Source organism: Gleimia europaea ACS-120-V-Col10b (genome assembly GCF_000411155.1).
Lineage (GTDB): Bacteria > Actinomycetota > Actinomycetes > Actinomycetales > Actinomycetaceae > Gleimia > Gleimia europaea_B.
The window spans coordinates 811,140-837,920 of sequence record NZ_KE150266.1 but is presented as its reverse complement, the minus strand read 5'-3'; the positions used below and the strand labels follow the sequence as shown (position 1 = coordinate 837,920).

General features: G+C 57.2%; 40 protein-coding genes. 38 read left to right on the top strand and 2 right to left on the bottom strand.

From position 1 onward, the window contains the following. Positions 1-129 precede the first annotated feature (129 nt). From tuf to glmM, 36 genes are all read left to right on the top strand, one after another. Complete coding sequence (gene tuf, locus HMPREF9238_RS03865; protein WP_016444141.1) at positions 130-1,320, top strand: elongation factor Tu; 1,191 nt, start codon at positions 130-132, stop codon at positions 1,318-1,320. A 442-nt stretch (positions 1,321-1,762) separates the two neighbouring features. Then, a complete protein-coding gene (gene rpsJ / locus HMPREF9238_RS03860; RefSeq protein WP_016444140.1) occupies positions 1,763-2,071 on the top strand; it encodes a 30S ribosomal protein S10 in 309 nt (102 codons plus the stop codon). A 14-nt stretch (positions 2,072-2,085) separates the two neighbouring features. Continuing rightward, positions 2,086-2,751, top strand: coding sequence for a 50S ribosomal protein L3 (gene rplC, locus HMPREF9238_RS03855; protein ID WP_016444139.1), 666 nt, complete (start codon positions 2,086-2,088; stop codon positions 2,749-2,751). Between the two features lie 7 nt (positions 2,752-2,758). Then, positions 2,759-3,400 (top strand): 50S ribosomal protein L4, encoded by a 642-nt coding sequence (gene rplD, locus HMPREF9238_RS03850; RefSeq protein ID WP_016444138.1) that lies wholly within the window; start codon positions 2,759-2,761, stop codon positions 3,398-3,400. Further along, positions 3,397-3,699 carry a 50S ribosomal protein L23 gene (gene rplW / locus HMPREF9238_RS03845; protein WP_016444137.1) on the top strand — a complete coding sequence of 101 codons (303 nt, stop codon included), beginning with the start codon at positions 3,397-3,399 and terminating at the stop codon, positions 3,697-3,699. The genes rplD and rplW overlap by 4 nt, the downstream gene beginning before the upstream one ends. Positions 3,700-3,725: 26 nt before the next feature. After that, complete coding sequence (gene rplB, locus HMPREF9238_RS03840; protein ID WP_016444136.1) at positions 3,726-4,562, top strand: 50S ribosomal protein L2; 837 nt, start codon at positions 3,726-3,728, stop codon at positions 4,560-4,562. A gap of 15 nt (positions 4,563-4,577) precedes the next feature. Beyond that, positions 4,578-4,859 carry a 30S ribosomal protein S19 gene (gene rpsS / locus HMPREF9238_RS03835; protein ID WP_016444135.1) on the top strand — a complete coding sequence of 94 codons (282 nt, stop codon included), beginning with the start codon at positions 4,578-4,580 and terminating at the stop codon, positions 4,857-4,859. Between the two features lie 35 nt (positions 4,860-4,894). Then, on the top strand, positions 4,895-5,266 hold the full coding sequence (gene rplV / locus HMPREF9238_RS03830) for a 50S ribosomal protein L22 (RefSeq protein WP_016444134.1): 372 nt from the start codon (positions 4,895-4,897) through the stop codon (positions 5,264-5,266). After that, positions 5,266-6,075 (top strand): 30S ribosomal protein S3, encoded by an 810-nt coding sequence (gene rpsC, locus HMPREF9238_RS03825; protein WP_016444133.1) that lies wholly within the window; start codon positions 5,266-5,268, stop codon positions 6,073-6,075. The genes rplV and rpsC overlap by 1 nt, the downstream gene beginning before the upstream one ends. A gap of 2 nt (positions 6,076-6,077) precedes the next feature. Beyond that, positions 6,078-6,497, top strand: a complete 420-nt coding sequence (gene rplP, locus HMPREF9238_RS03820) for a 50S ribosomal protein L16 (protein WP_016444132.1) — start codon at positions 6,078-6,080, stop codon at positions 6,495-6,497. Further along, on the top strand, positions 6,497-6,733 hold the full coding sequence (gene rpmC, locus HMPREF9238_RS03815) for a 50S ribosomal protein L29 (protein WP_016444131.1): 237 nt from the start codon (positions 6,497-6,499) through the stop codon (positions 6,731-6,733). The genes rplP and rpmC overlap by 1 nt, the downstream gene beginning before the upstream one ends. Positions 6,734-6,738: 5 nt before the next feature. Beyond that, positions 6,739-7,008 carry a 30S ribosomal protein S17 gene (rpsQ, locus tag HMPREF9238_RS03810; protein WP_016444130.1) on the top strand — a complete coding sequence of 90 codons (270 nt, stop codon included), beginning with the start codon at positions 6,739-6,741 and terminating at the stop codon, positions 7,006-7,008. Between the two features lie 408 nt (positions 7,009-7,416). Continuing rightward, positions 7,417-7,785: a 50S ribosomal protein L14 gene (gene rplN, locus HMPREF9238_RS03805; RefSeq protein WP_016444129.1), complete on the top strand. Its 369-nt coding sequence runs from the start codon at positions 7,417-7,419 to the stop codon at positions 7,783-7,785. Continuing rightward, complete coding sequence (gene rplX, locus HMPREF9238_RS03800) at positions 7,785-8,231, top strand: 50S ribosomal protein L24 (RefSeq protein ID WP_016444128.1); 447 nt, start codon at positions 7,785-7,787, stop codon at positions 8,229-8,231. The genes rplN and rplX overlap by 1 nt, the downstream gene beginning before the upstream one ends. After that, positions 8,228-8,773 (top strand): 50S ribosomal protein L5, encoded by a 546-nt coding sequence (gene rplE, locus HMPREF9238_RS03795; protein WP_016444127.1) that lies wholly within the window; start codon positions 8,228-8,230, stop codon positions 8,771-8,773. The genes rplX and rplE overlap by 4 nt, the downstream gene beginning before the upstream one ends. Positions 8,774-8,776: 3 nt before the next feature. Further along, positions 8,777-8,962 carry a type Z 30S ribosomal protein S14 gene (locus HMPREF9238_RS08770; protein ID WP_016444126.1) on the top strand — a complete coding sequence of 62 codons (186 nt, stop codon included), beginning with the start codon at positions 8,777-8,779 and terminating at the stop codon, positions 8,960-8,962. 69 nt (positions 8,963-9,031) lie between these two features. Then, positions 9,032-9,430 carry a 30S ribosomal protein S8 gene (gene rpsH / locus HMPREF9238_RS03790; protein WP_016444125.1) on the top strand — a complete coding sequence of 133 codons (399 nt, stop codon included), beginning with the start codon at positions 9,032-9,034 and terminating at the stop codon, positions 9,428-9,430. Between the two features lie 12 nt (positions 9,431-9,442). Then, positions 9,443-9,979, top strand: coding sequence for a 50S ribosomal protein L6 (rplF, locus tag HMPREF9238_RS03785; RefSeq protein WP_016444124.1), 537 nt, complete (start codon positions 9,443-9,445; stop codon positions 9,977-9,979). Beyond that, entirely contained in the window at positions 9,979-10,347 is a 369-nt protein-coding gene (gene rplR, locus HMPREF9238_RS03780) for a 50S ribosomal protein L18 (protein ID WP_016444123.1), read from the top strand. Before rplF ends, rplR begins: the two co-directional genes overlap by 1 nt. 28 nt (positions 10,348-10,375) lie before the next feature. Continuing rightward, positions 10,376-11,050, top strand: a complete 675-nt coding sequence (rpsE, locus tag HMPREF9238_RS03775) for a 30S ribosomal protein S5 (RefSeq protein ID WP_016444122.1) — start codon at positions 10,376-10,378, stop codon at positions 11,048-11,050. Continuing rightward, entirely contained in the window at positions 11,050-11,235 is a 186-nt protein-coding gene (gene rpmD, locus HMPREF9238_RS03770) for a 50S ribosomal protein L30 (protein ID WP_016444121.1), read from the top strand. Before rpsE ends, rpmD begins: the two co-directional genes overlap by 1 nt. 2 nt (positions 11,236-11,237) lie before the next feature. Beyond that, positions 11,238-11,693, top strand: coding sequence for a 50S ribosomal protein L15 (rplO, locus tag HMPREF9238_RS03765; RefSeq protein ID WP_016444120.1), 456 nt, complete (start codon positions 11,238-11,240; stop codon positions 11,691-11,693). Between the two features lie 149 nt (positions 11,694-11,842). Then, positions 11,843-13,135 carry a preprotein translocase subunit SecY gene (gene secY / locus HMPREF9238_RS03760; RefSeq protein ID WP_016444119.1) on the top strand — a complete coding sequence of 431 codons (1,293 nt, stop codon included), beginning with the start codon at positions 11,843-11,845 and terminating at the stop codon, positions 13,133-13,135. Continuing rightward, complete coding sequence (locus HMPREF9238_RS03755; protein WP_016444118.1) at positions 13,132-13,743, top strand: adenylate kinase; 612 nt, start codon at positions 13,132-13,134, stop codon at positions 13,741-13,743. The genes secY and HMPREF9238_RS03755 overlap by 4 nt, the downstream gene beginning before the upstream one ends. A gap of 65 nt (positions 13,744-13,808) precedes the next feature. Then, complete coding sequence (gene map / locus HMPREF9238_RS03750; RefSeq protein ID WP_016444117.1) at positions 13,809-14,654, top strand: type I methionyl aminopeptidase; 846 nt, start codon at positions 13,809-13,811, stop codon at positions 14,652-14,654. Positions 14,655-14,804: 150 nt separating this feature from the next. Beyond that, the gene (gene infA, locus HMPREF9238_RS03745) at positions 14,805-15,026 is read left to right on the top strand and encodes a translation initiation factor IF-1 (protein ID WP_016444116.1); all 222 of its coding nucleotides are present in this window, start codon (positions 14,805-14,807) and stop codon (positions 15,024-15,026) included. A gap of 37 nt (positions 15,027-15,063) precedes the next feature. Beyond that, on the top strand, positions 15,064-15,180 hold the full coding sequence (gene rpmJ / locus HMPREF9238_RS03740) for a 50S ribosomal protein L36 (protein ID WP_016444115.1): 117 nt from the start codon (positions 15,064-15,066) through the stop codon (positions 15,178-15,180). 152 nt (positions 15,181-15,332) lie between these two features. Further along, complete coding sequence (gene rpsM, locus HMPREF9238_RS03735; protein ID WP_016444114.1) at positions 15,333-15,704, top strand: 30S ribosomal protein S13; 372 nt, start codon at positions 15,333-15,335, stop codon at positions 15,702-15,704. A gap of 37 nt (positions 15,705-15,741) precedes the next feature. Next, positions 15,742-16,146 (top strand): 30S ribosomal protein S11, encoded by a 405-nt coding sequence (rpsK, locus tag HMPREF9238_RS03730; protein ID WP_016444113.1) that lies wholly within the window; start codon positions 15,742-15,744, stop codon positions 16,144-16,146. 138 nt (positions 16,147-16,284) lie between these two features. Beyond that, complete coding sequence (locus HMPREF9238_RS03725) at positions 16,285-17,274, top strand: DNA-directed RNA polymerase subunit alpha (RefSeq protein WP_016444112.1); 990 nt, start codon at positions 16,285-16,287, stop codon at positions 17,272-17,274. A 30-nt stretch (positions 17,275-17,304) separates the two neighbouring features. Then, entirely contained in the window at positions 17,305-17,832 is a 528-nt protein-coding gene (gene rplQ / locus HMPREF9238_RS03720) for a 50S ribosomal protein L17 (protein WP_016444111.1), read from the top strand. Positions 17,833-17,919: 87 nt separating this feature from the next. Further along, positions 17,920-18,669: an ROK family protein gene (locus HMPREF9238_RS03715; RefSeq protein ID WP_016444110.1), complete on the top strand. Its 750-nt coding sequence runs from the start codon at positions 17,920-17,922 to the stop codon at positions 18,667-18,669. Continuing rightward, positions 18,657-19,565 (top strand): tRNA pseudouridine(38-40) synthase TruA, encoded by a 909-nt coding sequence (gene truA, locus HMPREF9238_RS03710; protein WP_016444109.1) that lies wholly within the window; start codon positions 18,657-18,659, stop codon positions 19,563-19,565. Before HMPREF9238_RS03715 ends, truA begins: the two co-directional genes overlap by 13 nt. A gap of 242 nt (positions 19,566-19,807) precedes the next feature. Then, on the top strand, positions 19,808-20,251 hold the full coding sequence (gene rplM, locus HMPREF9238_RS03705) for a 50S ribosomal protein L13 (protein ID WP_016444108.1): 444 nt from the start codon (positions 19,808-19,810) through the stop codon (positions 20,249-20,251). Between the two features lie 44 nt (positions 20,252-20,295). Beyond that, the gene (rpsI, locus tag HMPREF9238_RS03700) at positions 20,296-20,787 is read left to right on the top strand and encodes a 30S ribosomal protein S9 (protein ID WP_016444107.1); all 492 of its coding nucleotides are present in this window, start codon (positions 20,296-20,298) and stop codon (positions 20,785-20,787) included. Positions 20,788-20,936: 149 nt separating this feature from the next. Further along, positions 20,937-22,283 carry a phosphoglucosamine mutase gene (gene glmM, locus HMPREF9238_RS03695; protein ID WP_016444106.1) on the top strand — a complete coding sequence of 449 codons (1,347 nt, stop codon included), beginning with the start codon at positions 20,937-20,939 and terminating at the stop codon, positions 22,281-22,283. A gap of 17 nt (positions 22,284-22,300) precedes the next feature. Here glmM and HMPREF9238_RS03690 read toward each other — a convergent pair whose 3' ends face one another. Both HMPREF9238_RS03690 and coaA read right to left on the bottom strand, forming a co-directional pair. Then, the gene (locus HMPREF9238_RS03690; protein WP_016444105.1) at positions 22,301-23,548 is read right to left on the bottom strand and encodes a YibE/F family protein; all 1,248 of its coding nucleotides are present in this window, start codon (positions 23,546-23,548) and stop codon (positions 22,301-22,303) included. Positions 23,549-23,572: 24 nt separating this feature from the next. Further along, on the bottom strand, positions 23,573-24,541 hold the full coding sequence (gene coaA / locus HMPREF9238_RS03685) for a type I pantothenate kinase (RefSeq protein WP_016444104.1): 969 nt from the start codon (positions 24,539-24,541) through the stop codon (positions 23,573-23,575). A 90-nt stretch (positions 24,542-24,631) separates the two neighbouring features. On the opposite strand from coaA, the gene HMPREF9238_RS03680 reads away from it, so the two are divergent. Together HMPREF9238_RS03680 and HMPREF9238_RS03675 are read left to right on the top strand one after the other, a co-directional pair. Beyond that, on the top strand, positions 24,632-26,230 hold the full coding sequence (locus tag HMPREF9238_RS03680) for an NAD(P)H-hydrate epimerase (protein ID WP_016444103.1): 1,599 nt from the start codon (positions 24,632-24,634) through the stop codon (positions 26,228-26,230). Further along, the gene (locus HMPREF9238_RS03675) at positions 26,227-26,745 is read left to right on the top strand and encodes a GtrA family protein (RefSeq protein ID WP_016444102.1); all 519 of its coding nucleotides are present in this window, start codon (positions 26,227-26,229) and stop codon (positions 26,743-26,745) included. The genes HMPREF9238_RS03680 and HMPREF9238_RS03675 overlap by 4 nt, the downstream gene beginning before the upstream one ends. Positions 26,746-26,781: the final 36 nt, after the last annotated feature.

Sequence of the window (26,781 nt, the reverse complement as noted above, 5' to 3'; positions counted from 1 at the left end):
TAGCCAAAAGTGGCGTTATAAAGACCACACAAATGAAAACCCTGTAGTAAGTAATCGAAGTCAAGTGTTAGGCTACTTCGTAGCACTAAGCTGACAAGAACTTATCTACCCGAGTCCAGGAGGACACAAGTGGCGAAGGCCAAGTTCGAGCGTACCAAACCGCACGTAAATATCGGTACCATCGGTCACGTTGACCACGGTAAGACGACCCTGACCGCGGCGATCACCAAGGTACTGGCTGACAAGTTCCCGGAACTGAACGAGTTCACCCCGTTCGACCAGGTTGATAACGCTCCGGAAGAGCGCGACCGTGGTATTACCATTAACGTTTCTCACGTTGAGTACCAGACCGACAAGCGTCACTACGCACACGTTGACGCCCCGGGTCACGCTGACTACGTGAAGAACATGATTACCGGTGCTGCCCAGATGGACGGCGCTATCCTCGTTGTTGCTGCAACGGACGGCCCGATGGCTCAGACCCGCGAGCACGTTCTGCTTGCTCGCCAGGTTGGCGTGCCGACCCTGGTTGTTGCACTGAACAAGTCCGACATGGTTGATGACGAAGAGATGCTTGAGCTCGTTGAGGAAGAAATCCGCGAGCTGCTCTCTTCGCAGGACTTCGATGGCGACAACACCCCGATTCACCGCGTTTCCGCTCTTAAGGCACTTGAGGGCGACCCGGTTTGGGTAAAGTCGGTTGAGGATCTCATGGAGACCGTCGACGAGTACATCCCCACCCCGGAGCGCGACATGGACAAGCCGTTCCTCATGCCGATTGAGGACGTCTTCACCATTACCGGTCGTGGCACCGTTGTTACCGGTCGTGTTGAGCGCGGTAAGCTTCCGCTGAACGCTGAGGTTGAGATCCTCGGTATTCGCGAGCCGCAGAAGACCACCGTTACCGGTATCGAGATGTTCCACAAGCAGATGGACGAAGCTTGGGCAGGCGAGAACTGTGGTCTGCTTCTTCGCGGCACCAAGCGTGAAGATGTTGAGCGCGGCCAGGTCGTAGCCATTCCGGGTTCGATCACCCCGCACACCAAGTTCAAGGGCCAGGTATACATCCTGAAGAAGGAGGAGGGTGGCCGTCACAAGCCGTTCTTCACCAACTACCGCCCGCAGTTCTACTTCCGTACCACGGACGTTACCGGCATCATCGAGTTGCCTGAGGGCACCGACATGGTTATGCCTGGTGACACCACCGAGATTACGGTTGAGCTTATTCAGCCGATCGCAATGGAAGCGGGCCTCGGCTTCGCTATCCGTGAGGGTGGCCGCACCGTTGGCTCCGGTCGTGTAACTGAGGTTCTTTCCTAAGTCTGACTGACTTTAGTTGTGGCCCGAAGCGTTTGCTTCGGGCCACAAACTTATTTCTGTTGCTTCGTTTCTCCTTAGGTGCCTTAACGTTAGGGAGCGTCAGGTTGAAAAAGGCGCTGCGCACACGCGCGTTGAGACGCCTGCAGCTGGTTGCAAATTGAAGCTTTTGAGAATCACACCACTAAATCCCAAATCATTTGGAATCAGTGCTTAAATCTGTCAAACTGGTGTGGTTGTGTCCGAACGAGAGTGACATCTTGGGAGGACGAATAGTGGAGAGTATGAACATGCACTCTGCTGAGGGGCTTTATGCTCCATGTTCTTGATCACAAGAAAACGGTCCCGTTCCTCCAATGGGGAGCCACCGCGCGAAGCTGTTTGAAAAAGCGACACGCCCGAGCGCGGGGACCGGTGAGAAGCTGTTTAAGAGAGGTAAGACGGCATGGCGGGACAAAAGATCCGCATCCGGCTCAAGTCCTATGACCACGAGGTCATTGACAGCTCCGCGCGCAAGATCGTCGACACTGTGCAGCGCGCAGGTGCGACGGTAGTGGGCCCGGTGCCGCTGCCGACCGAGCGTAACGTTTTTACGGTTATTCGGTCGCCCCACAAGTACAAGGACAGCCGCGAACACTTTGAAATGCGCACTCACAAGCGCTTGATTGACATCATCGACCCGACGCCGAAGGCAGTTGACTCGCTTATGCGACTCGACCTTCCGGCCGACGTAAAAATCGATATTAAACTCTGAGGAAACCTGCAGACATGACTAAAAACACCAAGCAGGCGGTTGCGCCCGTTAAGGCGCTACTTGGCCGCAAGCTCGGCATGACCCAGGCATGGGATAGCGACGGTAAGGTCGTTCCTTTGACGGTCGTGCAGGTGGGCACCAACGTCGTTACGCAGGTGCGCACTGAAGAGATTGACGGCTACTGTGCCGCACAGATTGGATTTGGCGAGATCGATGCTCGCCGTATCACCAAGCCTTTGGCTGGTCACTTTGAGAAGGCCGGCGTTAAGCCTGTCCGTCACCTCGTTGAGGTTCGCACTTCTGAAGCTGATTCGTTTGAGGTCGGCCAGGAGCTCACTGCGGACGTCTTCGCTGCGGGAGACAAGGTTGACGTTTCCGGTAACACGAAGGGTAAGGGCTTTGCTGGCACGATGAAGCGTCACGGTTTCGCTGGCGGTCCCGCTGGCCACGGTGCTCACAAGATTCACCGTAAGCCGGGCTCAATCGGTGGTGCCTCGACCCCTGGTCGCGTATTTAAGGGCACCCGCATGGCCGGCCGTATGGGCAATGTCCGTCGTACCATCCAGAACCAGACTGTTTTCGCGGTTGATGCGGAAAAGGGTCTGCTGCTTATTCGTGGCGCCATTCCGGGCCCGAAGAACGCGGTTGTTCTGGTTCGCTCCTCTGTGAAGGGTGCGTGAACTATAAATGGCTAAGTTGACTATTGACGTTTTGGGCTTTGAGGGTAAGAAGGTCGAGACTATCGAGCTCCCCGCAAAGTACTTTGACACCCCGTTGAACATTCCGCTAATCCACCAGGTTGTTAAGGCTCAGCTGGGTGCAGCTCGCGCTGGAACCCACAAGGTCAAGACTCGCGGCGAGGTTCGCGGCGGTGGTAAGAAGCCTTGGCGCCAGAAGGGCACCGGTCGTGCCCGTCAGGGTTCGATCCGCGCTCCGCAGTGGGTTGGTGGCGGCGTTGTACATGGTCCGCAACCGCGTTCGTACGCTGAGCGTACCCCTAAGAAGATGAAGGCGGCAGCACTTTACAGCGCGCTTTCGGATCGCTTCCGCGGTGGCCGCGTGCACGTTATTCTCGGCCTTCTTGAGGGCGATACTCCGTCCACCAAGACCGCACGAGTTGCTCTTGACAAGATCGTTGACGGTCGTAAGGCTCTCGTCGTGGTAACGCGTGAGGATGACCTGAACCGTCTTTCGGTTCGCAACCTTCCTAGCGTTCACGTTCTTTGGGCTGACCAGCTCAACACGTACGACGTGATGAATGCGGAAGATGTTGTGTTCACCAAGGACGCTCTTGAAAGCTTCATCGCATCGAGGGAGGACAACAAGTGAGTCTCGAAAAGTCGAAGAACCCCCGCGACATTATTTTCGCGCCGGTTATCACCGAGAAGTCTTCCGGTCTGATGGATCTTGGAAAGTACACGTTCCTGGTAGATCCGCGCGCGAACAAGACTGAAATCCGCCAGGCAATCGAGGCGATCTTCGATGTGAAGGTCAGCCACGTTGCTACGCAGAACCGACAGGGCAAGCGCTACCGCACTCGCGATGGTATTGGCCGTCGAAACAACACGAAGCGAGCCATCGTTACTGTAAGCGAAGGCACCATTGACATCTTCGGCGATCTCGCCTGAGTCATCGAAGAAGAAGGTTACAAATAATGGCAATCCGTAAGTACAAGCCCACGACTCCTGGTCGTCGTGGCTCGAGCGTGGCGGACTTCGTGGAGATTACCCGGAGCACTCCGGAGAAGTCTCTGGTTCGCCCGCTGACCAAGACCGGCGGTCGTAACAATCAGGGTCGTGTGACGGCTCGTCACCGTGGTGGCGGCCATAAGCGCGCCTACCGTCTGATTGATTTCCGCCGCAACGATAAAGATGGCATTCCGGCCAAGGTCGCTCACATCGAGTACGACCCGAACCGTACTGCTCGTATCGCTCTGTTGCACTACGCCGATGGTGCAAAGCGTTACATCCTCGCTCCTGCAAACCTGAATCAGGGCGACGTCGTCGAATCTGGTGCAAACGCCGATATTAAGCCGGGCAACAATTTGCCGCTACGCAATATCCCGGTTGGTACCGTGGTTCACGCTGTTGAGCTTTACCCTGGCGGTGGCGCAAAGATCGCACGTTCTGCTGGCACCTCTGTCCAGTTGGTTGCAAAGGAAGGCCGCTTCGCGCAGCTGCGTATGCCTTCTGGCGAAATCCGCAACGTTGAGGTCATGGCCCGCGCAACTGTTGGTGCTGTTGGCAATGCCGAGCAGTCCAACATTAACTGGGGTAAGGCCGGACGTATGCGTTGGAAGGGACGCCGTCCGCACGTTCGTGGTGTTGCTATGAACCCTGTCGATCACCCGCATGGTGGTGGTGAGGGGCGCACGTCTGGTGGCCGTCACCCGGTTAGCCCGTGGGGTAAGCCCGAAGTCCGTACCCGTCGTCCGAATAAGCCCAGCGACAAGCTCATTGTGCGCCGTCGCCGGACCGGCAAGAAGCGCTGATAGAGGAGCTGGATTATGCCACGCAGTCTAAAGAAGGGACCCTTCGTTGACGAGCATCTCCTGAAGAAGGTTGATGAGCTAAACGATAAGGGTACGAAGAACGTTATTAAGACCTGGTCTCGTAGGTCCGTCATTACCCCGGATTTCCTGGGGCATACTGTTGCAGTGCATGACGGCCGTAAGCACGTGCCGGTCTTCGTTACGGAAGCAATGGTTGGTCACAAGTTCGGTGAATTTGCTCCGACTCGCACCTTCCGTAGCCATGACAAGGACGATCGCAAGGCACGCAGGCGCTAAGCCTGGTCTTGTAGCTAGAAATGAGGCAGGTTTTAATGGAAGCCAAGGCGCAGGCGCGCTACGTACGCGTCACGCCCCTCAAGGCACGTCGCGTTGTGAATGAAATCCGCAACAAGAATGCCTTGGAGGCAGCGGACATTCTGCGGTTCGCTCCGCAGGCTGTCGCAAAAGATATCCGCAAGATTCTGATGAGTGCTATAGCCAACGCGAAAGTGAAGGCTGAAAACGCTGGCGAACGTTTCAAGGAAGAGGATCTTTACGTAGTTGAGGCTTACGTGAATGAGGGTCCAACCATGAAGCGTTTCCGCCCGCGTGCGCAGGGTCGTGCCGCTCAGATTTTGAAGCGCACGAGCCACATCACCTTGGTGGTTGGTACGAAGGACGACAAAGGGAAGGAAGGCCGGTAATGGGTCAGAAGGTTAACCCCACCGGATTTAGGCTTGGTATTACCACCGAGCACCGCTCCCGCTGGTTCGCTGACTCCACCACGGAAGGCCAGCGTTACAGCGACTACGTGATCGAAGACGTGAAGATTCGCGACTTCCTGAACGAGCACCTGGAGCGCGCTGGCGTGTCGAAGGTCGTTATTGAGCGCACTACCGATCGCGTTCGTGTTGACCTACATACTGCTCGCCCCGGCATTGTTATTGGCCGTCGCGGTGCAGAAGCTGACCGTCTTCGCCAGCAGCTAGAGAAGCTGACGGGCAAGCAGGTTCAGCTGAACATTCTCGAAGTTAAGAACCCTGAGCTTGATGCGAAGCTCGTTGCGCAGGGCATTGCCGAGCAGCTTGCTGCTCGCGTGTCGTTCCGTCGCGCAATGCGTAAGGGCATTCAGTCGGCTATGCGCGGTGGCGCCGAGGGCATTCGTGTCCAGGTGTCGGGTCGTCTTGGCGGTGCTGAAATGTCTCGTACCGAGTTCTACCGTGAAGGTCGTGTGCCTCTGCACACCCTGCGCGCCTACATCGATTACGGCTTCTACGAGGCTCGTACGACGTTTGGCCGTATTGGTGTGAAGGTTTGGATTTACAAGGGCAACGTGACCGAGCGCGAGTACCAGCAGCAGCTTATGGAGGCTGGTAACCGCGGTGGCGCCCGTCGTGGTGGCCGTGGCCGTCGTGGCGCGCGTCGTGGTGGCGATCAGCCCAGGAATAAGAGGCCGCAGGAGGCAGCTGAAGAGGCTACCCCTAAGGCTGAGACATCTGGATCGGAGGCCTAGTCGTGCTTATCCCAAGGCGGACTAAGTACCGCAAACCGCACCGTCCGACCCGTAAGGGTATGGCGAAGGGTGGCACTGAGATTGCGTTCGGTGATTACGGCATTCAGGCTCTTGAGCCCGCCTACATCACTAACCGTCAGATTGAGGCCGCTCGTATTGCAATGACCCGTTACATTAAGCGTGGCGGTAAGGTCTGGATTAACATTTTTCCGGATCACGCACTCACAAAGAAGCCCGCTGAAACCCGTATGGGTTCCGGTAAGGGTGCTCCGGAGTTCTGGATCGCTAACGTGAAGCCGGGTCGTGTCATGTTTGAGCTTGCTGGTGTTGAAGAGCACGTAGCTCGTGAAGCTATGCGTCGCGCGCAGCACAAGCTCCCGATTAAGACCAAGTTCGTGGTCCGTGAGGGTGGTGACGCATAATGGCAGACAAGAAGGGTCTAACGACGGCTGAGCTCGACGAGATGGATAACGCCCAGCTTGCGAGCGAGCTTGAGAAGGCTAAGGCAGAACTGTTTAACCTGCGTTTCTCCAAGGCTCTCGGACAGGTTGAGGATCACGGCCGCTTTAAGGCTGTTCGCCGTGACATCGCCCGTATTTACACTGTGGCGCGTGAGCGTGAGCTCGGTATTCGCACCGCACCGAATAGCGAGGAGTGAGTTAAGTGAGCGAAACGCCTGTAGTTCGTAACCATCGTAAGGTTCGCCGCGGTTACGTCGTATCCGACAAGATGGATAGGACGGTCGTGGTAGAGCTCGAGGATCGTACCAAGCACCCTCTGTACGGCAAGGTTGTTACCCGTACCAAGAAGGTTAAGGCGCACGACGAGAACAATGATATCCGTGTTGGCGACTTGGTTCGCATCATGGAGACTCGTCCGCTTTCCAAGACGAAGCGCTGGCGCGTAGTCGAGGTAATCGAGCGAGCCAAGTAGTTTCTACTTGTAACCTTTCAGGATGTAGCCACCCGAACGGGTGGCTACATTCTTTGTATGTGCTGTGGGTGAGCAAAGGCACAGGGTTTTTGTTCTCCCCTCTCTTTGGTTTGCGTGGGGAAGTAGCGTAAGCTGTTGGGGTTGCAGTCTTTGCAGCAGTGGCAGTGTGCGCATTTTTCCAAACGTGCGCGTATCGCACTGAGTGGCTTAACCCACCACGCCCACGTTGTAAGACCCAGCCTACTTTGTTTCAGAGACCTAGCACCGATGGTTTCCTGGTGTGCTCGAGTCTGAGGTGAAGAGGTAACATAGCGCGAAAATTCGCGCACAAGTCCGTATACGTTCGGCCAGGCTCAAGCGCATTTGTGTGCGTGTATGAGAACCAGCTCGACGACAGGAGTACAACGAATGATCCAGCAGGAGTCGCGACTAAAAGTTGCCGACAACACGGGAGCTAAGGAAATCCTGTGCATCCGTGTCCTCGGTGGCTCGGGTCGGCGCTATGCGGGTGTTGGCGATACTATCGTCGCATCCGTGAAAGACGCTATCCCCGGCGGCAACGTGAAGAAGGGTGAGATCGTCAAGGCAGTTGTTGTGCGTACCCGCAAGGAACGCCGCCGCCCAGACGGTTCTTACATCCGCTTCGATGAAAACGCAGCTGTCATCCTTAAGAGTGATGGCGAACCGCGTGGTACCCGTATCTTTGGCCCCGTGGGCCGTGAGCTTCGTGACAAGAAGTTCATGAAGATCGTGTCACTCGCACCGGAGGTGCTCTGATGGCAGCAAAAATTAAGAAGGGTGACCTGGTAGAGGTCATCTCTGGTCGCACGAGCGATCAGAAGAAGATTGATGAGCGCAACAAGCGCCGCGAGGCCGAGGGGCTCGCTCCTCTAGCGCCTGGCGATAAGGGCAAGCAGGGACGCGTTATTAAGGTGTTCCCAGCCGAGCAGAAGGTCCTCGTTGAGGGCATCAACGTGAAGACCCGCCATACGCGTCAGGGCATGTCTGCCCAGGGCGCCACCACTGGCGGCATTGAGCACATTGAAGCTCCGATCCACATTTCCAAGGTGGCTCTTGTGGATCCGGATACGAAGAAGCGTGTTCGTGTTGGCTTCCGCGTTGAGCGCGACGAGAACGGCAAGCGTATTAACCGCAACCCGATTCGCGTGGTTCGTGGTGGTACCAAGCGCGGCCTCGAACCTGGAAAGGAAATCGGAGCATGACCCCTCGCTTGAAGCAAAAGTACATTGATGAGGTTCGCCCGAAGTTGGAAAAGGACTTCGCGCACACTAACCCCATGGAGGTAGGTGGCCTGGTTAAGGTCGTCGTGAACATGGGTGTTGGAGATGCGGCTCGTGACTCGAAGGCTATCGAGGGTGCGATTCGCGACTTGACCGTTATCACCGGCCAGAAGCCGGCTGTTACCAAGGCTCGTAAGTCGATCGCGCAGTTCAAGTTGCGTGAGGGGCAGCCTATTGGCACGCACGTCACGATGCGTGGTGACCGCATGTGGGAGTTCATGGATCGCTTGATCTCTCTTGCGCTTCCGCGTATCCGCGACTTCCGTGGTCTAAGCCCGAAGCAGTTCGACGGTAACGGCAACTACACGTTCGGCCTGACGGAACAGTCCGTATTCCACGAGATCAATGTGGACAACATTGATCGCGTTCGTGGCATGGACATCACGATCGTCACGTCAGCCAAAACCGACGATGAGGGTCGTGCGCTTCTGCGCGGCCTGGGCTTCCCGCTCAAGGAGAACTGACAAATGGCGAAGACGTCTTTGAAAGTAAAGGCCGCCCGCAAGCCTAAGTTTGCGGTTCGTGCTTACACGCGTTGCAACCGTTGCGGTCGTCCGCACTCGGTGTACCGCAAGTTCGGATTGTGCCGTGTCTGCCTGCGTGAACTCGCTCTTAACGGCGAGCTTCCGGGTGTGACTAAGAGCAGCTGGTAACGACTACATCGCAGGTCCAATGCTGAGAAGCAGTTTTGGAAACCGCGTTGAGGAAGGGGAGAAACCCCGATGACAATGACTGATCCCATCGCAGACATGCTCACGCGTCTGCGTAATGCGAGCTCGGCACAGCATGAGTCGGTGTCGATGCCGCATTCTAAGCTCAAAGCAGCTATTGCTGAGATCCTTGTTAGGGAAGGCTACATTGCCGCTAGCAGGGTAGAGGACGCCCGCGTTGGTAAAACTCTGACGCTTGACCTCAAGTACGGTGCTAACCACGAGCGCGCTATCACTGGCGTAAAGCGCGTCTCTAAGCCTGGTTTGCGCGTTTATGCAAAGTCCACCAACCTGCCGCGCGTTCGTGGCGGTCTTGGCGTTGCGATTCTTTCGACTTCGTCCGGCCTGCTCACTGACCGCGAGGCATACAACAGGGGAGTAGGTGGGGAAGTCCTCGCCTACATCTGGTAAGGAGAACTATTCATGTCACGTATTGGCAAGACTCCGATCCCGATCCCCGCTGGTGTTGACGTTACGATTTCGGATCGCGAAGTTAAGGTTAAGGGCCCCAAGGGCGAACTTAGCTACGTTGTGAAAGGCCCGATTGCCGCAGTTATTGAAGATAACGAGGTGAAGGTCTCTCGCGATGGTGACGATCGTGAGGCGCGTGCGATGCACGGTCTTACGCGTTCCTTGATCGAGAACATGGTTGTTGGTGTAACGCAGGGTTACACGAAGGAACTTGAGATTGTGGGTACGGGTTACCGTGTTGCCGCGAAGGGCAAGGGCCTTGAGTTCCAGCTTGGCTTCTCCCATCCGGTTGTCGTTGAGGCTCCGGAAGGGATCGAGTTCAAGGTTGAGAACCAGACCAAGTTCTCTGTTTCCGGTATCGATAAGCAGCTGGTTGGTGAAACCGCTGCGAAGATCCGCAAGATTCGCGCTCCCGAACCTTACAAGGGTAAGGGCGTTCGCTACGCCGGCGAGCAGGTACGTCGCAAGGTTGGAAAGGCTGGTAAGTAATGGCTTACACGGTTAAAGGCAAGGGCAAAGTTATTGCCCGCAAGCGTCGTCACCAGCGTGTTCGGAAGAACGTCAACGGTACTGCGGAGCGTCCTCGCCTGGTTGTGACCCGCTCTAACCGCCACATGGTTGCGCAGGTTGTGAACGATCAGGTTGGTCACACGCTCGTATCCGCTTCCACTTTGGAAAAGGATTTTGACGGCAAGGGCACGAAGGTTGAGAAGGCTCGCCGCGTTGGCGAACTGATTGCTCAGCGTGCTAAGGATGCCGGTATCACCGCTGTGGTTTTTGACCGCGGTGGCAATAAGTACCACGGCCGTGTCGCCGCTGTAGCAGAAGGCGCCCGCGAGGGCGGGCTGACGCTGTAAGAAGCGACGAAAGGAAGAGAACACACTGATGGCTAAAAATCAGGAAAACTCTGAGGGACGCGACGAGCAGCGTCGCGAGCGCCGCTCAGGTCGCGATCAGCGCCGTGACAATAACCGGCGTGACGACAAGAACCAGTACATTGAGCGTGTAGTTACCATTAACCGCGTCTCGAAGGTGGTTAAGGGTGGTCGTCGTTTCAGCTTCACGGCTCTTGTAGTCGTTGGAGATGGCGAAGGCACTGTCGGCGTTGGCTACGGCAAGGCTAAGGAAGTTCCTCAGGCTATTGCGAAGGGCGTTGAAGAGGCGAAGAAGAACTTCTTCCGCGTTCCGATGATCCGTCGCACGATCACGCACAAGGTTCAGGGCGAGGATGCTGCGGGCGTTGTTATGCTTCGTCCCGCTAACCCCGGTACCGGTGTTATCGCCGGCGGCCCGGTTCGTGCAGTGCTTGAGTGCGCGGGTATCCACGACGTTCTGTCGAAGTCGCTTGGCTCGCAGAACGCAATCAACATTGTTCGCGCTACGGTTGCAGCTTTGAAGGAACTTGAGGTTCCCGAGGCTGTGGCTGCGCGTCGCGGACTTCCGCTGGAGCGCGTAGTTCCGGCTTCCATGCTTCGCGCTCGCGCGGAGGGTGAGGCTGAGCGCCGCGCTGCTGCCGAGAAGGCTGAGAACGAGAAGGCTGCGGCAGGGGTGAGCAACTAGTGGCTAAGAATCTGAAGATTACTCGCGTTCGCGGCGACGTTGGTCGTCCTGAGCGTCAGCGCGCCACGATGCGTGCTCTTGGTCTGCGTAAGATCAACCAGTCGGTTGTTCTGCCGGACAACAAGTCCAACCGCGGTATGGTTCGCGCCGTCCGCCACATGGTCGAGGTAGAGGAGGTCGACTGACCATGAGTGAAGAATACTCGATCACGCGCCTCCACGACCTTAAGCCTGCGCCGGGCTCCAACAAGCGCAAGATGCGCGTTGGTCGCGGTGAAGGCTCGAAGGGTAAGACCGCTGGTCGTGGTACCAAGGGCACGAAGGCTCGTTACCAAGTTCCTGCCGGCTTTGAAGGTGGCCAGATGCCGATGCATATGCGCCTTCCGAAGCTACGTGGGTTCAAGAACCCGTTCCGCGTCGAGTACCAGGTTGTTAACCTGGAAAAGATTGAGGCTCTGTTCCCCAAGGGTGGCGACGTCACCGTTGCGGATCTTGTAGCTAAGGGCGCTGTTCGCGATGGCGAACTGGTGAAGGTTCTGGGCCAGGGCGAGCTCACCCAGAAGTTCAACATTACGGTTGATAAGTGGTCTGCTTCTGCTGAAGCGAAGATCACCGGCGCTGGCGGAACTATTTCCGCTCGCTAATGTCAGCTGTCTAAAGTGAGGTGCGGCCCGATCAGTATGGTCGGGCCGCACTTTTGACCTTTACTTAATCTGGTTTCAGACCTAGCACGATCATGCGCTAGTCTAAGATCAGTTAGGCTTGAGTTTATTTCTTTATCCCAGGAGGACGCTTGCTCTCCGCATTTGCACAGGCATTCCGAACGCCTGATCTTCGGAATAAGATGCTGTTCACGCTACTGGTCATGGCATTGTTCCGGCTCGGCTCATTCATTCCCACTCCGGGTGTTTCCACTCCGAATGTTCAGGTTTGTTTGGCGCAGCAGGATCAAACCTCTCTTCTCGATCTGGTGAATCTATTCTCCGGTGGCGCACTCCTACAACTTTCGGTTTTCGCGCTCGGCATCATGCCTTACATTACGGCGTCGATTATCGTTCAGCTTCTACGCGTAGTTATTCCGCGTTTTGATGATCTGCACAAGGAAGGGCAGCAGGGACGTTCTAAACTCACGCAGTACACGCGCTACCTGACGATCTTCCTGGGCGTTCTGCAGTCTTCTACCATTGTCTCGCTAGCTATGTCGGGCCGCCTTTTCCCCGGCTGTTCCGTGCCGTTGATTCCGGATCAGGGGCCGGTCACGTTCTTGCTTATGGTCATTGTTATGACTGCGGGAACTGGCGTCATCATGTGGCTTGGTGAGCTCATCACGGAGCGGGGCATTGGTAACGGCATGTCGCTCCTTATCTTCACTTCAATCACTGCAACGCTACCAGCTCGCCTCATGGCGATTGGCCGTGGTGGCGGTTGGGGCAAGGTCTTTTGGATCGTTCTTCTTATTTTGGCGATTACTCTTGCAGTTGTTTTTGTGGAGCAGGCGCAGCGTCGTATTCCAGTTCAGTACGCGAAGCGTATGGTTGGTCGCCGCCTAATGGGTGGTTCCACTACTTACATTCCTTTGAAGATCAACATGTCGGGCGTTATCCCCGTCATCTTCTCCACGTCCATTCTTGCCCTCCCACCGATGATCGCTAACTTTGGCGAGCCCACCGCGAATTGGGTTTTGTGGATTCAGCGAAACTTCATGTCCACTGCCGCCATGTACATGCTGCTGAACGCGCTGCTGATTATTTTCTTCGCGTTCTTCTACACGTCGATCACGTTCAATCCGGACGAGACGGCGGATAACATGAAGCGCTACGGCGGTTTTATCCCCGGTATCCGTGCGGGTCGTCCCACCGCAGATTACCTGCGGTACGTGATGAGCCGCATTACGTCGGCGGGTGCTATCTACCTCGCCATCATCGCGTTGCTCCCAACTCTTGCGATCATTCCTTTGAAGCTAGAGCATGGCCAGTTGCCGTTTGGCGGAACAACGCTTCTGATTATTGTTGGTGTTGGTTTGCAAACGGTTAAGGAAATTAACTCCCAGCTGCAAAAGCACCATTATGAAGGGTTCCTCCAGTGATATCTCCAGATGGGTCAAATGCCGGTCCAGCTATTTTGATTCTTGGCGCACCCGGCGCCGGGAAAGGGACGCAAGCTAAGCGGATTGCTGAAGTTTTGCAAATTCCTGCAATCTCTACGGGAGCGATTTTCCGTCAGAATATGAAGGACCGCACTGAGCTTGGTCAAAAGGCACAGTCCTACATGGATGCAGGCGAGTTCGTTCCCGATTCGGTTACCAACCCGATGGTGAAAGCGCGCCTGTCAGCGCCGGACGTTGCGAGCGGTTTCCTACTTGATGGCTACCCGCGCACGATTGATCAGGCTTTTTATCTGCGCGACGCGCTTGCCGCCACCGGCCGTGAGCTGGATCTGGTTCTTGAGATCGCGGTTGAGCTTGACGAGGTTGTGCAGCGCCTATTGAAACGGGCCGAAATTGAGGGCCGCGCTGATGACACCGAGCCGGTGATTCGCCGTCGCCTTGAGGTGTATAAGGAGCAGACCGAACCGATGGTGACGTACTACGCGGATCAGGACAAGCTGGTGCAAGTGGACGGTATCGGCACGGTAGATGAGGTTTGGGAACGCATCCGCCAGGTGCTTACCGAGTACGGCCTGTTAGAAAAGTAGTTTGACGATGGTGAACCCGCTGAACTTTCAGCGGGTTCACCACTTTTATACGTGTTGGGGTTTACATGTCTCGTATTGAACTGAAGTCCGATAAGCAGATTTTGTGGATGCGCGAGGCCGGGCTGGTTGTCGCCGCGATTCATAAGGCGCTACGCCAGGCGGCCGTACCGGGCGTTACACTGCTGGAGCTTGACGAGGTGTCGGCAAGCGTGATTGAGAGCCACGGGGCGAAGTCAAACTTTTTGGGCTACGGGGGATTTCCCGCAACGGTTTGCATTTCGGTGAACGACACGGTGGTGCACGGAATTCCGGACATGACGAGGCTGGAGCGCGGCGACCTGGTTTCGTTTGACTGCGGGGCTTATGTGGAGCGTGAAGGCCAGCAGTGGCACGGCGACGCGGCTTTCACGATGATTGTGGGCGGGGACGAGGCAGGTGCTAATGAGGCGCTCAGGTTGAACTCGGTCACGGAAGAATCTATGTGGGCAGCTCTGGTTGCGGTTGCGAAGGGCAAGCGTATTTACGACATTGGCGATGCGGTTGAAGCCGTGGTGGCTAAGCGCCGCGACGGTCACTGGGAGGCCGGAATTATTGAAGAGTACACGGGTCACGGTATCGGCACCGCGATGCATCAGGCGCCAGAAGTTTTGAACTACCGCCCTCGCGGCCTGTCCCCGCGTATCAAGCCGGGCATGGTTTTGGCGGTGGAGCCCATGCTGACCGATGGCGGTATTGAAACTGTTGTGCTCGCAGATGACTGGACGGTTAAGACTGCGGATGGAAGCTTAGCTGCGCATTGGGAGCACACTATTGCGCGCACGAGTAAAGGCGTTTGGGTGCTCACTGCTCCCGACGGCGGTGCGGCTGGTTTGGCTCCGTACGGGGTGAAACCGACCCCGCTCGGCGCGTGAGTGATTTAACAAGTCCGCGGCCTTTCCAGGGCCTGATTTATCCTATAAACTCGTTGGTTGGGCCATAATCTGTACCCGAAATTCGGTGTGCATAGGCTCGCCCTCAGTTTTGGGGGTTTCCAAACGACCTGTAGGGGATAGACGGAGGATATGGCGAAAAAAGACGGCGTCATTGAGATGGAAGGAACCGTCGTGGAGGCTCTGCCTAACGCGATGTTTCGAGTTGAGCTTGGTAACGGGCATCTAGTTCTGGCACATATTTCTGGAAAGATGCGCCAACATTACATTCGTATTCTTCCGGAGGACCGCGTCGTCGTCGAGCTTAGCCCGTACGACCTGTCGCGCGGACGCATCGTTTACCGCTACAAGTAAAACCGACACTAAGCCGATTTTCGGTGGAGGTAGAACCATGAAGGTACAGCCGAGTGTCAAGAAGATCTGTGACAACTGCAAGGTGATTCGTCGCCACGGCAAGGTTATGGTCATCTGTGACAATCCGCGACACAAGCAGCGTCAGGGCCGCTAAGCCCCAAGCTGTTTTATAAATCAATAAGCATTTCATCGGCCGCTCCGGGGTGTTTTCCCGGGTGCGAGACCCTCGGTTGAGGAGGCCGGGGCTAGGGGTTAGAACCTAGATGATGAAGTGACCACCTCCTACTTCACCATTGGAGTGAAAACATGGCACGTATTGCCGGCGTAGATCTCCCCCGCGAGAAGCGGTTGGAAGTTGCGCTTACTTACATTTACGGCGTTGGCCGCACGCGCGCTAAGGAAGCCTTGGCCGCAACCGGTGTTTCACCGGATCTGCGTACAAAAGACGCCACTGAAGAGGATCTCGTAAAGCTCCGCGAGTACATCGAGGGCAACTACAAGGTGGAAGGTGACCTGCGCCGTGAGGTTCAGGCTGATATCCGCCGCAAGATTGAGATTGGTTCCTACCAGGGGCTGCGCCACCGTCGTGGCCTGCCGGTTCGCGGTCAGCGCACCAAGACGAACGCTCGTACCCGTAAGGGCCCGAAGCGCACTGTTGCCGGAAAGAAGAAGGCCTAACCCGCTGGGTTGGCTGTTACTCGCAGGAGAATAAATTATGGCTACTACTAAGCGTTCAACGGTGGCTCGTAAGGGCAAGCGCAAGACTCGTCAGAATGTGCCCCACGGCCACGCGTACATTAAGTCGACGTTTAATAACACGATCGTGTCGATCACAGACCCAACCGGCGCTGTCCTCTCGTGGGCTTCTTCCGGTCAGGTTGGTTTTAAGGGCTCGCGTAAGTCCACCCCGTTTGCTGCTCAGCTTGCTGCGGAGTCCGCAGCTCGCCGCGCTCAGGAGCACGGTGTGAAGAAGGTTGACGTTTTCGTTAAGGGTCCGGGTTCCGGCCGTGAGACTGCTATCCGTTCGCTTCAGGCAACGGGTATTGAGGTTGGCTCCATTCAGGATGTCACCCCGCAGCCGCACAACGGTGCACGCCCGCCGAAGCGTCGCCGCGTCTGAGCGTTTCATCGAGACCGTTGAGTCTCCACGTCGATGTTGATTAGCCTCCCGGTTTTTCAACGCCAAACCTGTTCCAGCGGATGCTGGTAACACCGCTCAATGTCATATGGCGGATGTTGAGCAGAAAGGATCACAGACGTGCTCATTGCACAGCGACCCACTCTGACAGAAGAGAAGGTTAGCGACTACCGCTCGCGTTTTACACTGGAGCCCCTAGAGCCGGGGTTTGGCTACACGCTGGGTAACTCCTTGCGTCGTACCTTGCTGTCCTCCATTCCGGGGGCGGCTGTAACGTCTATCCGCATTGATGGCGTTCAGCACGAATTTTCGACCGTGCCGGGCGTCAAGGAAGATGTTGCCGAGATTATCCTGAACATCAAGGAGATCGTTCTCTCGTCTGAGAACGATGAGCCTGTTGTTATGTACCTTCGTAAGGCTGAGGCCGGTGAGGTGACGGCGGGAGACATTACGCTTCCTGCTGGGGTTGAGATTCACAACCCGGATCTTCACATCGCTACGCTTTCTGAGAAGGGCAAACTGGAGATCGAGCTGACCGTCGAGCGTGGCCGTGGCTACGTTTCGGCCGCTCAGAATAAGAGCGCGGATGCGGAGATTTCACGCATCCCGGTTGATTCGATTTACAGCCCCGTTTTGCGGGTTACCTACAAGGTTGAAGCTACTCGTGTTGAGCAGCGTACGGACTTTGATCGTCTCGTCGTTGATGTCGAGACTAAGGCGGCTATTTCGCCGCGTGATGCTCTTGCTTCGGCTGGGAAGACGCTTGTTGAGCTGTTTGGTCTAGCTCGTGAGCTGAATACTGAGGCTGAGGGTATTGAGATTGGTCCGTCTGCTACGGATGAGACGCTTGCGCAGGATCTGGCTCTTCCGATTGAGGAGCTTGGGCTGCAGTCCCGTTCTTACAACGCCTTGCGTCGCCGCGGTATTTTGACCGTGGGCGAGCTGGTTGCTCACTCGGAGGCTGACCTTCTGGATATTCGTAACTTTGGTACGAAGTCTATTGAGGAGATCAGGGAGAAGCTTGCTGGTCTTGGCATGACGCTTAAAGACGCAGTAATGCCCGGTGGTTCCACTGATCAGCCTCGTTCTATCCAGTTCAGCGACGAGTAAGCATCGCACAGAAGTTTTATAGGAGAAATCATGCCCAAGCCTACGAAGGGCCCTCGTCTGGGTGGAAGCCCGGCGCACGAAAAAATCATTCTGGCGAATCTCGCCAGGGAACTGTTCATTCACGGACAGATCACGACGACGGCCGCTAAGGCTCGTCGCCTGCAGCCGCTTGCGGAGAAGATGATCACCAAGGCTCGCCGAGGTGACATTCACGCTCGTCGTACGGTTGCGAAGACGCTCCCGGATAAGGACGTCCTGTACACCTTGTTTGACGAGGTCGCACCGTCGATTGACCCGGAGCGCCAGGGTGGTTACACCCGTATCACCAAGCTCGGTAATCGTCGTGGCGACAACGCTCCGATGGTACAGATTTCTATCGTGACCGAGAAGGTTGAGAAGAAGGCTGTTATCGCCGAGGCCGACAAGACTGCAGCTATGGCTGCGGCGGCTGAGGACGAGGTGAAGGAGCCCGGGCCCGCCCAGGCTCCTGAGGCGGAAGAGGTTGTAGAGGCACCTGAGGTTGAAGAGGCCGAGGCTGCTGAGGAAACCGAGAAGTAAGTCTGACTGCTTCGAGGAGGGCGCGGATCGTTTGGTCCGCGCCCTCCTTTTGTTTTCCGTGGGTTAAGGGCCGCTAGGATGGGGAGTATGAGTGAGATTTTGACCTTGGCGGTTGATTGTGGCGGGGGCGGTATTAAGGCGTCGGTGCTGGATGAGAACGGCACGATGATTGCCCCGGCTGTGCGCACGGCCACACCCTACCCGTTGTCACCAACCTTGCTGGTTGACACGATTGCGGATTTGGCGGGGCATTTGCCGCGCGCGGATCGTGTGACGGTGGGTATGCCGGGCATGATTCGCCATGGCGTGGTGATTGCAACACCCCACTACATCACGAAGGACGGCCCGCGTTCTAAGGTGCTACCCGAGTTGGTGCAGCTGTGGTCCCGGTTCGATATGCGCAGAAGCTTGGAGGAGCGCCTGCAGATTCCTACGCTCGTGTTGAATGATGCGGAGGTAGCGGGTGCGGGCGCGATTGCGGGCACGGGGCTAGAGATGATCATTACGCTGGGCACAGGCCTGGGCAACGCGGTGTTTGATGCGGGCCGGCTTGCCCCGCACACGGAGATTTCGCAGGGCCCGATCCGCTGGGGTTTAACGTATGACGATTACCTGGGCGAGCATGAGCGTTTGCGCCTGGGTGATGCACACTGGTCTCGTCGCGTGCGCCGTACCGTGGCAGCGCTGCGCCCGATGTACATGTGGGACCGCCTGTACATCGGCGGAGGTAATGGGGTACGCATTACGCCTTCTCATCGCGAACATCTGGGTGATGACGTGGTGATTGTGCCTAATGACGCCGGTATTCGCGGCGGGGTGCGAGCTTGGAACGTTTAGAGGAAACCGAGCCAGCCCGGTTTACACGCATTGGTGAGGACGCGGTTCGAGTCCGGTTGGATTTAGCGTATCTGGGGACGGCGTTTCACGGTTGGGCGCGACAACCGCAGTTGCGCACGGTGCAGGGCGAGGTTGAGCAGGCTTTGGCTACGCTACTGCGCACGCCGGTGACATTAACGGTGGCGGGGCGTACGGATGCGGGTGTGCATGCGGCGGCGCAGGTGGCGAACTTCGATGTGGAGCAAAGCCGTATTTCGAGGCTCAACCGTGCGGGTGATTTTGAGTCCGGGCTGGCCGCCCTTCAGGGACGCCTGAATGGTTTGTTGTCACGTGGGAGTGAGGCTGCGGGCGCGGACGTTGTGGTGAAGTCTGTTCGCGTGGTGACGGATGATTTTGACGCCCGATTTAGCGCGCTTAAACGGCACTATTGCTACCGCATTTCGGATCGGGTAGAAACGAATGATCCGCTTACTGGCGCCACGGTGTGGTGGAGCGGCGCGCCCCTGGATGTGGACGTCATGCAGGCGGAGGTGAACTGTCTTCTTGGAGTGCATGATTTCTTATCGTTTTGTAAGCCCCGAGAGGGGGCTACCACCATCCGCACGTTGGAAGAGGCCAGGGTAGAGCGCACCCCAGCGGGGATCGAAGTGCATTTGTCGGCGGATGCTTTTTGCCATTCGATGGTGAGGTCGGTGGTTGGAGCACTAGTGGAGGTGGGGCGAGGTAGGCGTCCTCGCGGCTGGATTGAACAGCTGGTGGGGGAGCCTAGCCGCGCTCATTCAGTGCCGATTGCGCCCGCTCATGGCCTCACGTTGATAGCAGTGGAGTATCCTGGTGGAGACGAGTGGGCGGACCAGCAGAAGAGAACACGCAGGTTCAGGTCATTGGACTGTTAAGCGGCCAAACGCCCGCGTATTTATGAGTAATACGCCACTAAGGGCGCTGTTCCTTTGACGCTGATCCGCTAGATCGTTAAGCTGTAAGACGTTGTGCGTCTAGTGTGCGCGGATCAGAACTTCCCACTCTCTGGTCTAACGCCCAGACGCAATGACGCGAGCAATACCTGAATGTGAGCGGTTGCAATTATTCGTCATCGAATATTGTACTGCTCCCGAATTAGAAGAAGAAGGCCACGCCCGTGCGCACCTATATTCCTAAGCCCGGAGACGACGTCAAGAAGTGGTACGTTATCGACGCCACCGACCTCGTCCTCGGCCGTGTGGCAGCTACGGCTGCCAGGCTACTTCGTGGGAAGCATAAGCCTACTTTCACGCCGAACCTTGACCAGGGTGATTTCGTCATCATCATTAACGCTGACAAGATTGCCCTGACCGGTAACAAGCTGGATCAGAAGTTCGCTTACCGTCACTCCGGTTTCCCGGGTGGCTTGAAGAAGATTTCTTACCGTGAACTTCTTGCCAAGTACCCTGAGCGTGCTGTTGAGAAGGCTATTCGCGGTATGATCCCGCACAACAAGCTCGGTCGAGCGCAGATGAAGAAGCTTCGTGTCTACGCAGGTCCGGAGCACCCTCACGCGGCTCAAAATCCGATTCCCTACGAGATCACCCAGGTCGCCCAGTAAGCGCCCAGCGCTGTGGACGCCAGTAAGTAAAACTGAGGAGAACTGTGGCTGAGACCACCGATATCGACGTGCTGGAAGAGGAGAACGCCCCCAGCTCGTACACTACTGAAACTGAGACCGAGAAGACTGGCGCTGGCCAGTCGATTACCGCTCCGGGTGTTGGCCTGGGCCGTCGCAAGCGCTCCGTTGCGCGTGTGCGCCTAGTTCCGGGCACCGGCGAGTGGAAGGTCAACGGTCGTTCGTTGGACGACTACTTCCCGAACAAGCTGCACCAGCAGCTGGTTCGCTCACCTTTTGTACTTCTTGACCTTGAGGGTCGTTTTGACGTGATTGCTCGCATTAATGGGGGCGGCACGTCTGGCCAGGCTGGCGCTTTGCGTCTTGGCATTGCCCGCGCGCTCAACGAGATTGACCGCGAGGCTAACCGCCCGGCTTTGAAGAAGGCTGGTTTCTTGACTCGTGACGCTCGTGTCACGGAGCGTAAGAAGGCTGGTCTTAAGAAGGCACGTAAGGCTCCGCAGTACTCCAAGCGTTAAGGTTTGGTTGATTGCGTTTTGGAGGTCCGCACCACGTGGTGCGGACCTCCTTTTGTATTTGCCCATATGATTGTGGGGGAAAAGCTGTTATGGAGTATCGTTTTCTTGGTTGTTAGAGGGCGCGTGTAGCCCACGATTGGAGGAATGCTATGCCTCGGATGTTTGGTACTGATGGTGTGCGGGGGCTCGCGAATAGGGATATCACCCCGCATTTGGCGTTGGAACTGGGGGAGGCTGCCGCGAGGTATGTGGCGCGTTCTTCTAATGGTTCAGGGACGCGTCCGCGTGCGATTATTGGCCGTGACACGCGCGTCTCGGGTGAGTTTTTGGATCACGCGTTGGCCGCTGGTCTGGCGGCGGCTGGTATGGACGTGACGCGTATTGGTGTGGCTACTACTCCGATGGTTGCGCATTTGACGGCTACGGAGAACGTGGAGCTGGGCGCGATGATTTCGGCGTCGCACAATCCGATGCCGGATAATGGTATTAAGTTTTTCGCGCATGGCGGTTTCAAGTTGGAGGACCGCGTTGAGGATACGATCGAGCGTTTGATTGGGGAGCCGTGGGAGCGCCCGGTGGGTGACGCGGTGGGGGAGATAGAGTTTGACGATTCGCGCGCTTCCTCCTCGTATATTGAGCATCTGGTGGGTGCGGTTGGCACGTCGTTGAAGGGGATGCGCATCGCGGTTGATGCGGCGAACGGTTCAGCATCTAGGTTTGGCCCGGAGGCGCTGCGAGAGGCCGGCGCTGACGTGGTGGTGATTAACGCGTCGCCTGATGGGCGGAACATTAACCACGATTGTGGGTCTACTCATCCGGAGCAGCTGCAGGCGTTCACCGTGGCGTCAAAGGCTGATTTTGGGGTGGCGTATGACGGTGACGCGGACCGTTGTTTGGCGGTTGACGCTGACGGCAACCTGGTTGATGGTGACAAGATCATGGGCGCTTTGGCGCTGGATTTGCGTAGGCGCGGCAAGTTGTTTGATGACACGCTGGTGATTACGGTGATGTCGAATCTGGGTCTGGTGCTGGCGATGAAGGAGCAGGGCATTAAGACTGTGCAGACAGCTGTTGGTGACCGTTACGTGTTGGAGGAAATGCGGGCGAAGGGTTACACGCTTGGCGGCGAGCAGTCCGGTCACGTGATTGCCTCCCATCATGCGACGACGGGTGATGGCGTGCTCACGTCGTTGTTGATTGCGCGCATGTTGAAAGAGACGGACCGTTCGCTGGCGGAGGCTACGGCCTTTGTGAAGCGCTTGCCGCAGATTTTGATCAACGTGGGCGGAGTGGATAAGAAGCGTACCGATGACGAGGCAGTTGTGGCTGCGGTTCGCGAAGCGGAAGAGCGTCTGGGGGAGACCGGCCGCGTGGTGTTGCGCCCGTCGGGCACGGAGCCGCTGGTGCGAGTCATGGTTGAGGCAGCAACCCAGGAGCAGGCCGATCGCGAGGCCGGCCTAATCGCCGACGTGGTGAAGGAGCGTTTGACGCTTTAAGGTCAGTTACGTTCGCCTTACGCCGGGAGCGCTTGTTGTGCTTCCGGCGTTTGCTTGTCCGTGGGGGCTTGCGGCCCGCGCACTGCCGCAACTGCAATCGCGGTTGTGATGGGCACACTCAAAATGAGGGCGCTACCGGACGCGAAGATCTGGAGGGCTTCGGCCGCCAAGCTCTCCACCGTGAACAGGTCTGATAAAGGCTGGTCGTAAAACAGCGCAATCAGCATTACGGACGCCAATGCGGCTCCAGTGTAGGCAAACACGATCGTATAGATAGTGGAGGCAATGTGGTCGCGGCCAATGCGCATCGCACTATAGTAGATCTCGCGCTTCGTGTAGGTGGGGGAGGCGATCCGCAACTCCCAAACTGCGGAGGACTGCGTGATAGTCACATCGTTCAATACGCCCAGCCCACTCAAAATAATGGCCGCAACCAAAAGCTGGCTCATATCCAAGTTCGGTAAGCTTGCGGACAAGTTAAATGCGGTCTCGTCAACAAAGCCAGACAGGTGCCCAAACCTCGTTGCAACGGTGCCAAGAAAAGCAGCCAACACCAAGCCTGCAAACGTGCCCAGCATCGCGGAGGCCGTGCGCATCGAAAAACCGTGCGCAACATGAATCACAACCAGCATGATCGCGCTCGACCCAACCACGCCAACCAAAATTCCGGGCCGTCCCGACGCCAGCGACGGCAACATGAAACGAGCGAGGACCAGCACGGCAAAGGCAAGCCCAACCAGGGCCATCGCGCCTTTGGCTCGCGCTACCGCCAACACAACCAAAACGAACAGCAATGCGAACAGGAGGATCGGTAGGTTGCGCTCGATCCCTGTAAAACTGTAAGTGGGAGCACCGTTTGGGCCGGGCGAACTGATTACCTGAATCACGTCTCCCACCGACAGGTGCGAGGCGGCGGCCGGGCCGGGAGATTCCATCACAACTTCCTTACCCGCGTCCTCCCCTGTGGTTAGTCGGACGGTAAGCGTGACACAAGAATGCTCTCCGCTCGCGGTCAAAGCGGTGCTGCCACACTGGGGGTCTACTTGCAGAATCTGCGCACGCTCTCTAGAAATACCAGGCGCGGTTTGGAAACCCGTATGTGCCTGAACGTGCTCAAGCCCTGCCCAGTTAGGCCGTAGCACGTACGCTCCAACAGCGGTTAAAGCCGTGATGAGGGCAAGCAAAACAATGATCACAAGGCGCGCCTTCGGCGACGTTGTGGAAGCCTCAGCGGTGCGAGAAATGTGTGCATGCTGGTGTGTCATGGGTGTTTTCTTCTCAACCTAGTTTCAGATTTTGCGTAACCGTAGCTCTCTAACCCGGTGGTCAGCTCCCTTACGAATAACCAGGGTAGCGCGCTCGCGGGTGGGCAAAATGTTGTCCGTCAGGTTAGGCAAGTTAATGGTGTTCCAAATGTCGTGGGCGCGCGCCACGGCCTCCTCGTCTGTCAAATTTGCGTACGCGCGGAAATACGAGTTCTCGTCACTGAACGCGGTTGAACGCAGTTTCAAGAAACGGTTGATGTACCAAGATTCGATGTGATCTTGATCCGCGTCTACGTAAATCGAAAAATCGAAGTAGTCCGAAACCGCTACCGCGCCCGTCTGGTCTTTCGCGGTTCTTGCAGCCTGGAGGACGTTCAGCCCCTCAACAATGAGGATATCTGGCTGGTTCACTACTTCGTGTTCGCCAGGAACAATGTCGTAAGTGAGGTGGGAGTATACCGGGGCGGTAACGCCGGACTGGCCCGATTTCACGTCGGCCATGAACTTCATGAGCGCCATGCGATCGTATGATTCAGGGAATCCCTTCTTTGCCATGATGCCCCGCTCATTCAACACGGCGTTGGGAAGCAAGAAACCATCCGTTGCAATCAGTTGGACGCGCGGAGTGTTTGGCCAGCGCCGCAGTAGCTCTCGTAGCAGGCGCGCGGTTGAGGACTTACCTACCGCTACTGATCCGGCCACGCCAATGATGAACGGTACCGGGGGGCGGTGGGGTTCGCGCAGAAAATAGTGCCGGTCGTGTGACAGCCTTCGTGCCGAGTTCACATACATTTGTAAAAGTGCTGAAATCGGACGGTAAATGGCGTCTACTTCCGCTAGATCCATCGGGTCGCCGAGGCTGGAGATCCGCTCAACGTCCTCCCCGGTTAAAGGTAGCGGCGTTGAATCTGCAAGGTCGCTCCAGGCTTCACGCGTGAAACGTTGGAACGGCGATGGTTCTGTAGAGAACTGGGCGGGCGGGTTCAATTGCACGCAACTATTTTGCCTGATTTTTCGCGTTTTTTCGCCTTCGGTTATGGCGTTGTGGTTTTGGACGTAAAGTTGTGTAGTTGAGGAGGGCAAATGCAGCGAGTTTTTAGCGTGTCAATGATTCGCGCGCGGGAGGCCACAGCCGTGAAAGCGGCGGGCCCAGATGAGCTGATGAAGCGCGCGGCACGAGGCGTTGCTAACGCGGTGCAAGACGTGTACGAGGCAGGTGAGGTAGCTGCCCTTGTTGGTGGCGGTGATAACGGGGGAGACGCCCTGTACGCAGCCGCGTTCTTGCGTCGTGAGGGCGTGCCAGCCAAGGTAGTCCTTTTGAGCGATCATCCGCACGAGCGGGCGCTGGCCGCCGCGCGGGAGGCCGGCGTGCAGATCTACCAGCCGGCGCTGAACTCCGCCGACATTTTGCCGCTTCTTACGCCCGCAACTGTCTGGATCGATGGCATCGTGGGTACGGGAGCCGAAGGGGCGTTGAAAGAACCACTGGCCTCCATCGTGACAACGTTGGAAAATGTGAGGTTGCAGTTACCCGCTCGCAAAGTGGTGGCCGTGGACGTGCCGTCGGGGCTGGCAACTCCGGACGGCATGGTTCCAGGAGGTGCGTTGCGCGCTGACATTGTGGTGACGATGGGCGCGTTGAAACCATCGGCGGTGTTCCCACCCGCGTGCTACCACCAGAGTGAGGTTCGCCTGGTGGATTTAGGGCTCGAGCTGGGCCCGCATTTTGCGCGCGTACTTGAAGCCGCTGACGTGCGTGAGGTTGTTGCTATTCCTTCTGCTACGGACCACAAGTATTCGCGCGGCGTGGTGCGCTTGGCGGTGGGCTCACAAAAATATCCGGGTGCAGCGGTTCTGGCCACCCTGGGAGCGCGCGGAGCTGGGGCCGGCATGATTCGCCTCGTCACTGATGAAGCTGCGCGTGCCCTAGTGTTGGCGGCCGCTCCCGAGGCCGTGACCGTGGACGGCCGCGTGCAAGCGGTGGCGGTGGGATGCGGTCTGGACCCGCAGAATCTGGAGGACCGCAGCCGGATAGCTACGCAGATTTTTGCGGCCAAAGTTCCCCTAGTGGTTGATGCGGGCGCGATCTCGGTGGCAGCACAACTGGTTCATTCTGGCCAAGCTGGTGCGCAGCAGATGGTGTGGACGCCGCATGCGGGCGAGGCCGCCGAGGCGCTGTCGATCCTGGATGAGTCTGAATGGACGCGCGAACGAGTGGAGGAAGCCCCAATCAAGACCGCTATGCGCCTGGCCGGCCTATCTGGCGCGGTGATCGCACTGAAGGGCGCGGCCACGCTGATTGTGAGCCCGCGCGGCCACGTGTTTGTGCAGGCGCAGGCCCCGGCGTGGGCGGGTACAGCCGGCTCTGGCGACGTCCTTGCCGGCGTGATTGCGGCTGTTCTGGCCGGCGTGCAGGCGCGCGTCGAGGAGGAAGCTGGCAGCCTCGACTGGGAGGAGCTAGCTCGCGCAGTGGCGGCCGGTGTTTGGTTGCACGGGGTGGCGGCACGGCGCGCGGCTGGATTCGAGGACGCGGATGGGCAGGCCGGTGGGGTTGCTCTGCGCCCAGGTTATGGTTTAGAAGGTGGCCGCCCGATAGCGGCTTCTGATATTGCGCGCAATCTGCCCGGAGCTTTTGGTCAGGCCCTGCAGGCGCGCAAGCATTCTGCCCGGGAGGCTCTGTGATTGAAAACCCGCAAACCCCAACACCGGTCGACCCCTCGACACCGGCCGACCCTCCGGCACCCGCCGAGCCCCAGGCGTTTGCCGAACCGCCTCGCCGCAAGTTGATTGACGCAACTACCTGGAAGTTCATCCTGGTGGGTATTGTGAACACGATCGTGGGCACGTCCGTCATGTTTTTGGCGTATAACTGGCTGGGTTTTGGCTATTGGGTGTCCTCGGCGCTGAACTACATCATTGGTTCGATTGTGAGTTTTGTGCTCAATAAGTACTTCACGTTCCAAAACAAGGAGCGTTCGCTGCGCCAGGTGTGGCTGTTCATCTTGAACATCGCCGTGTGCTACCTGGTTGCTTACGGTCTGGCCAAACCGCTGGTTTACGCGCTTACTTCGGGGCTTTCGGTGAAGGTTGCGGATAACTTGTCCATGGGCCTCGGTATGATTTTGTTTGTGGCGTTGAACTACGCGGGTCAGCGTTTTGTAGTGTTCGCAAGCAAAACCGATGCCACCCGCAAGTAGTGTCCAGGTAGCGTCCAAGTAGTGTCACGGTCTCTA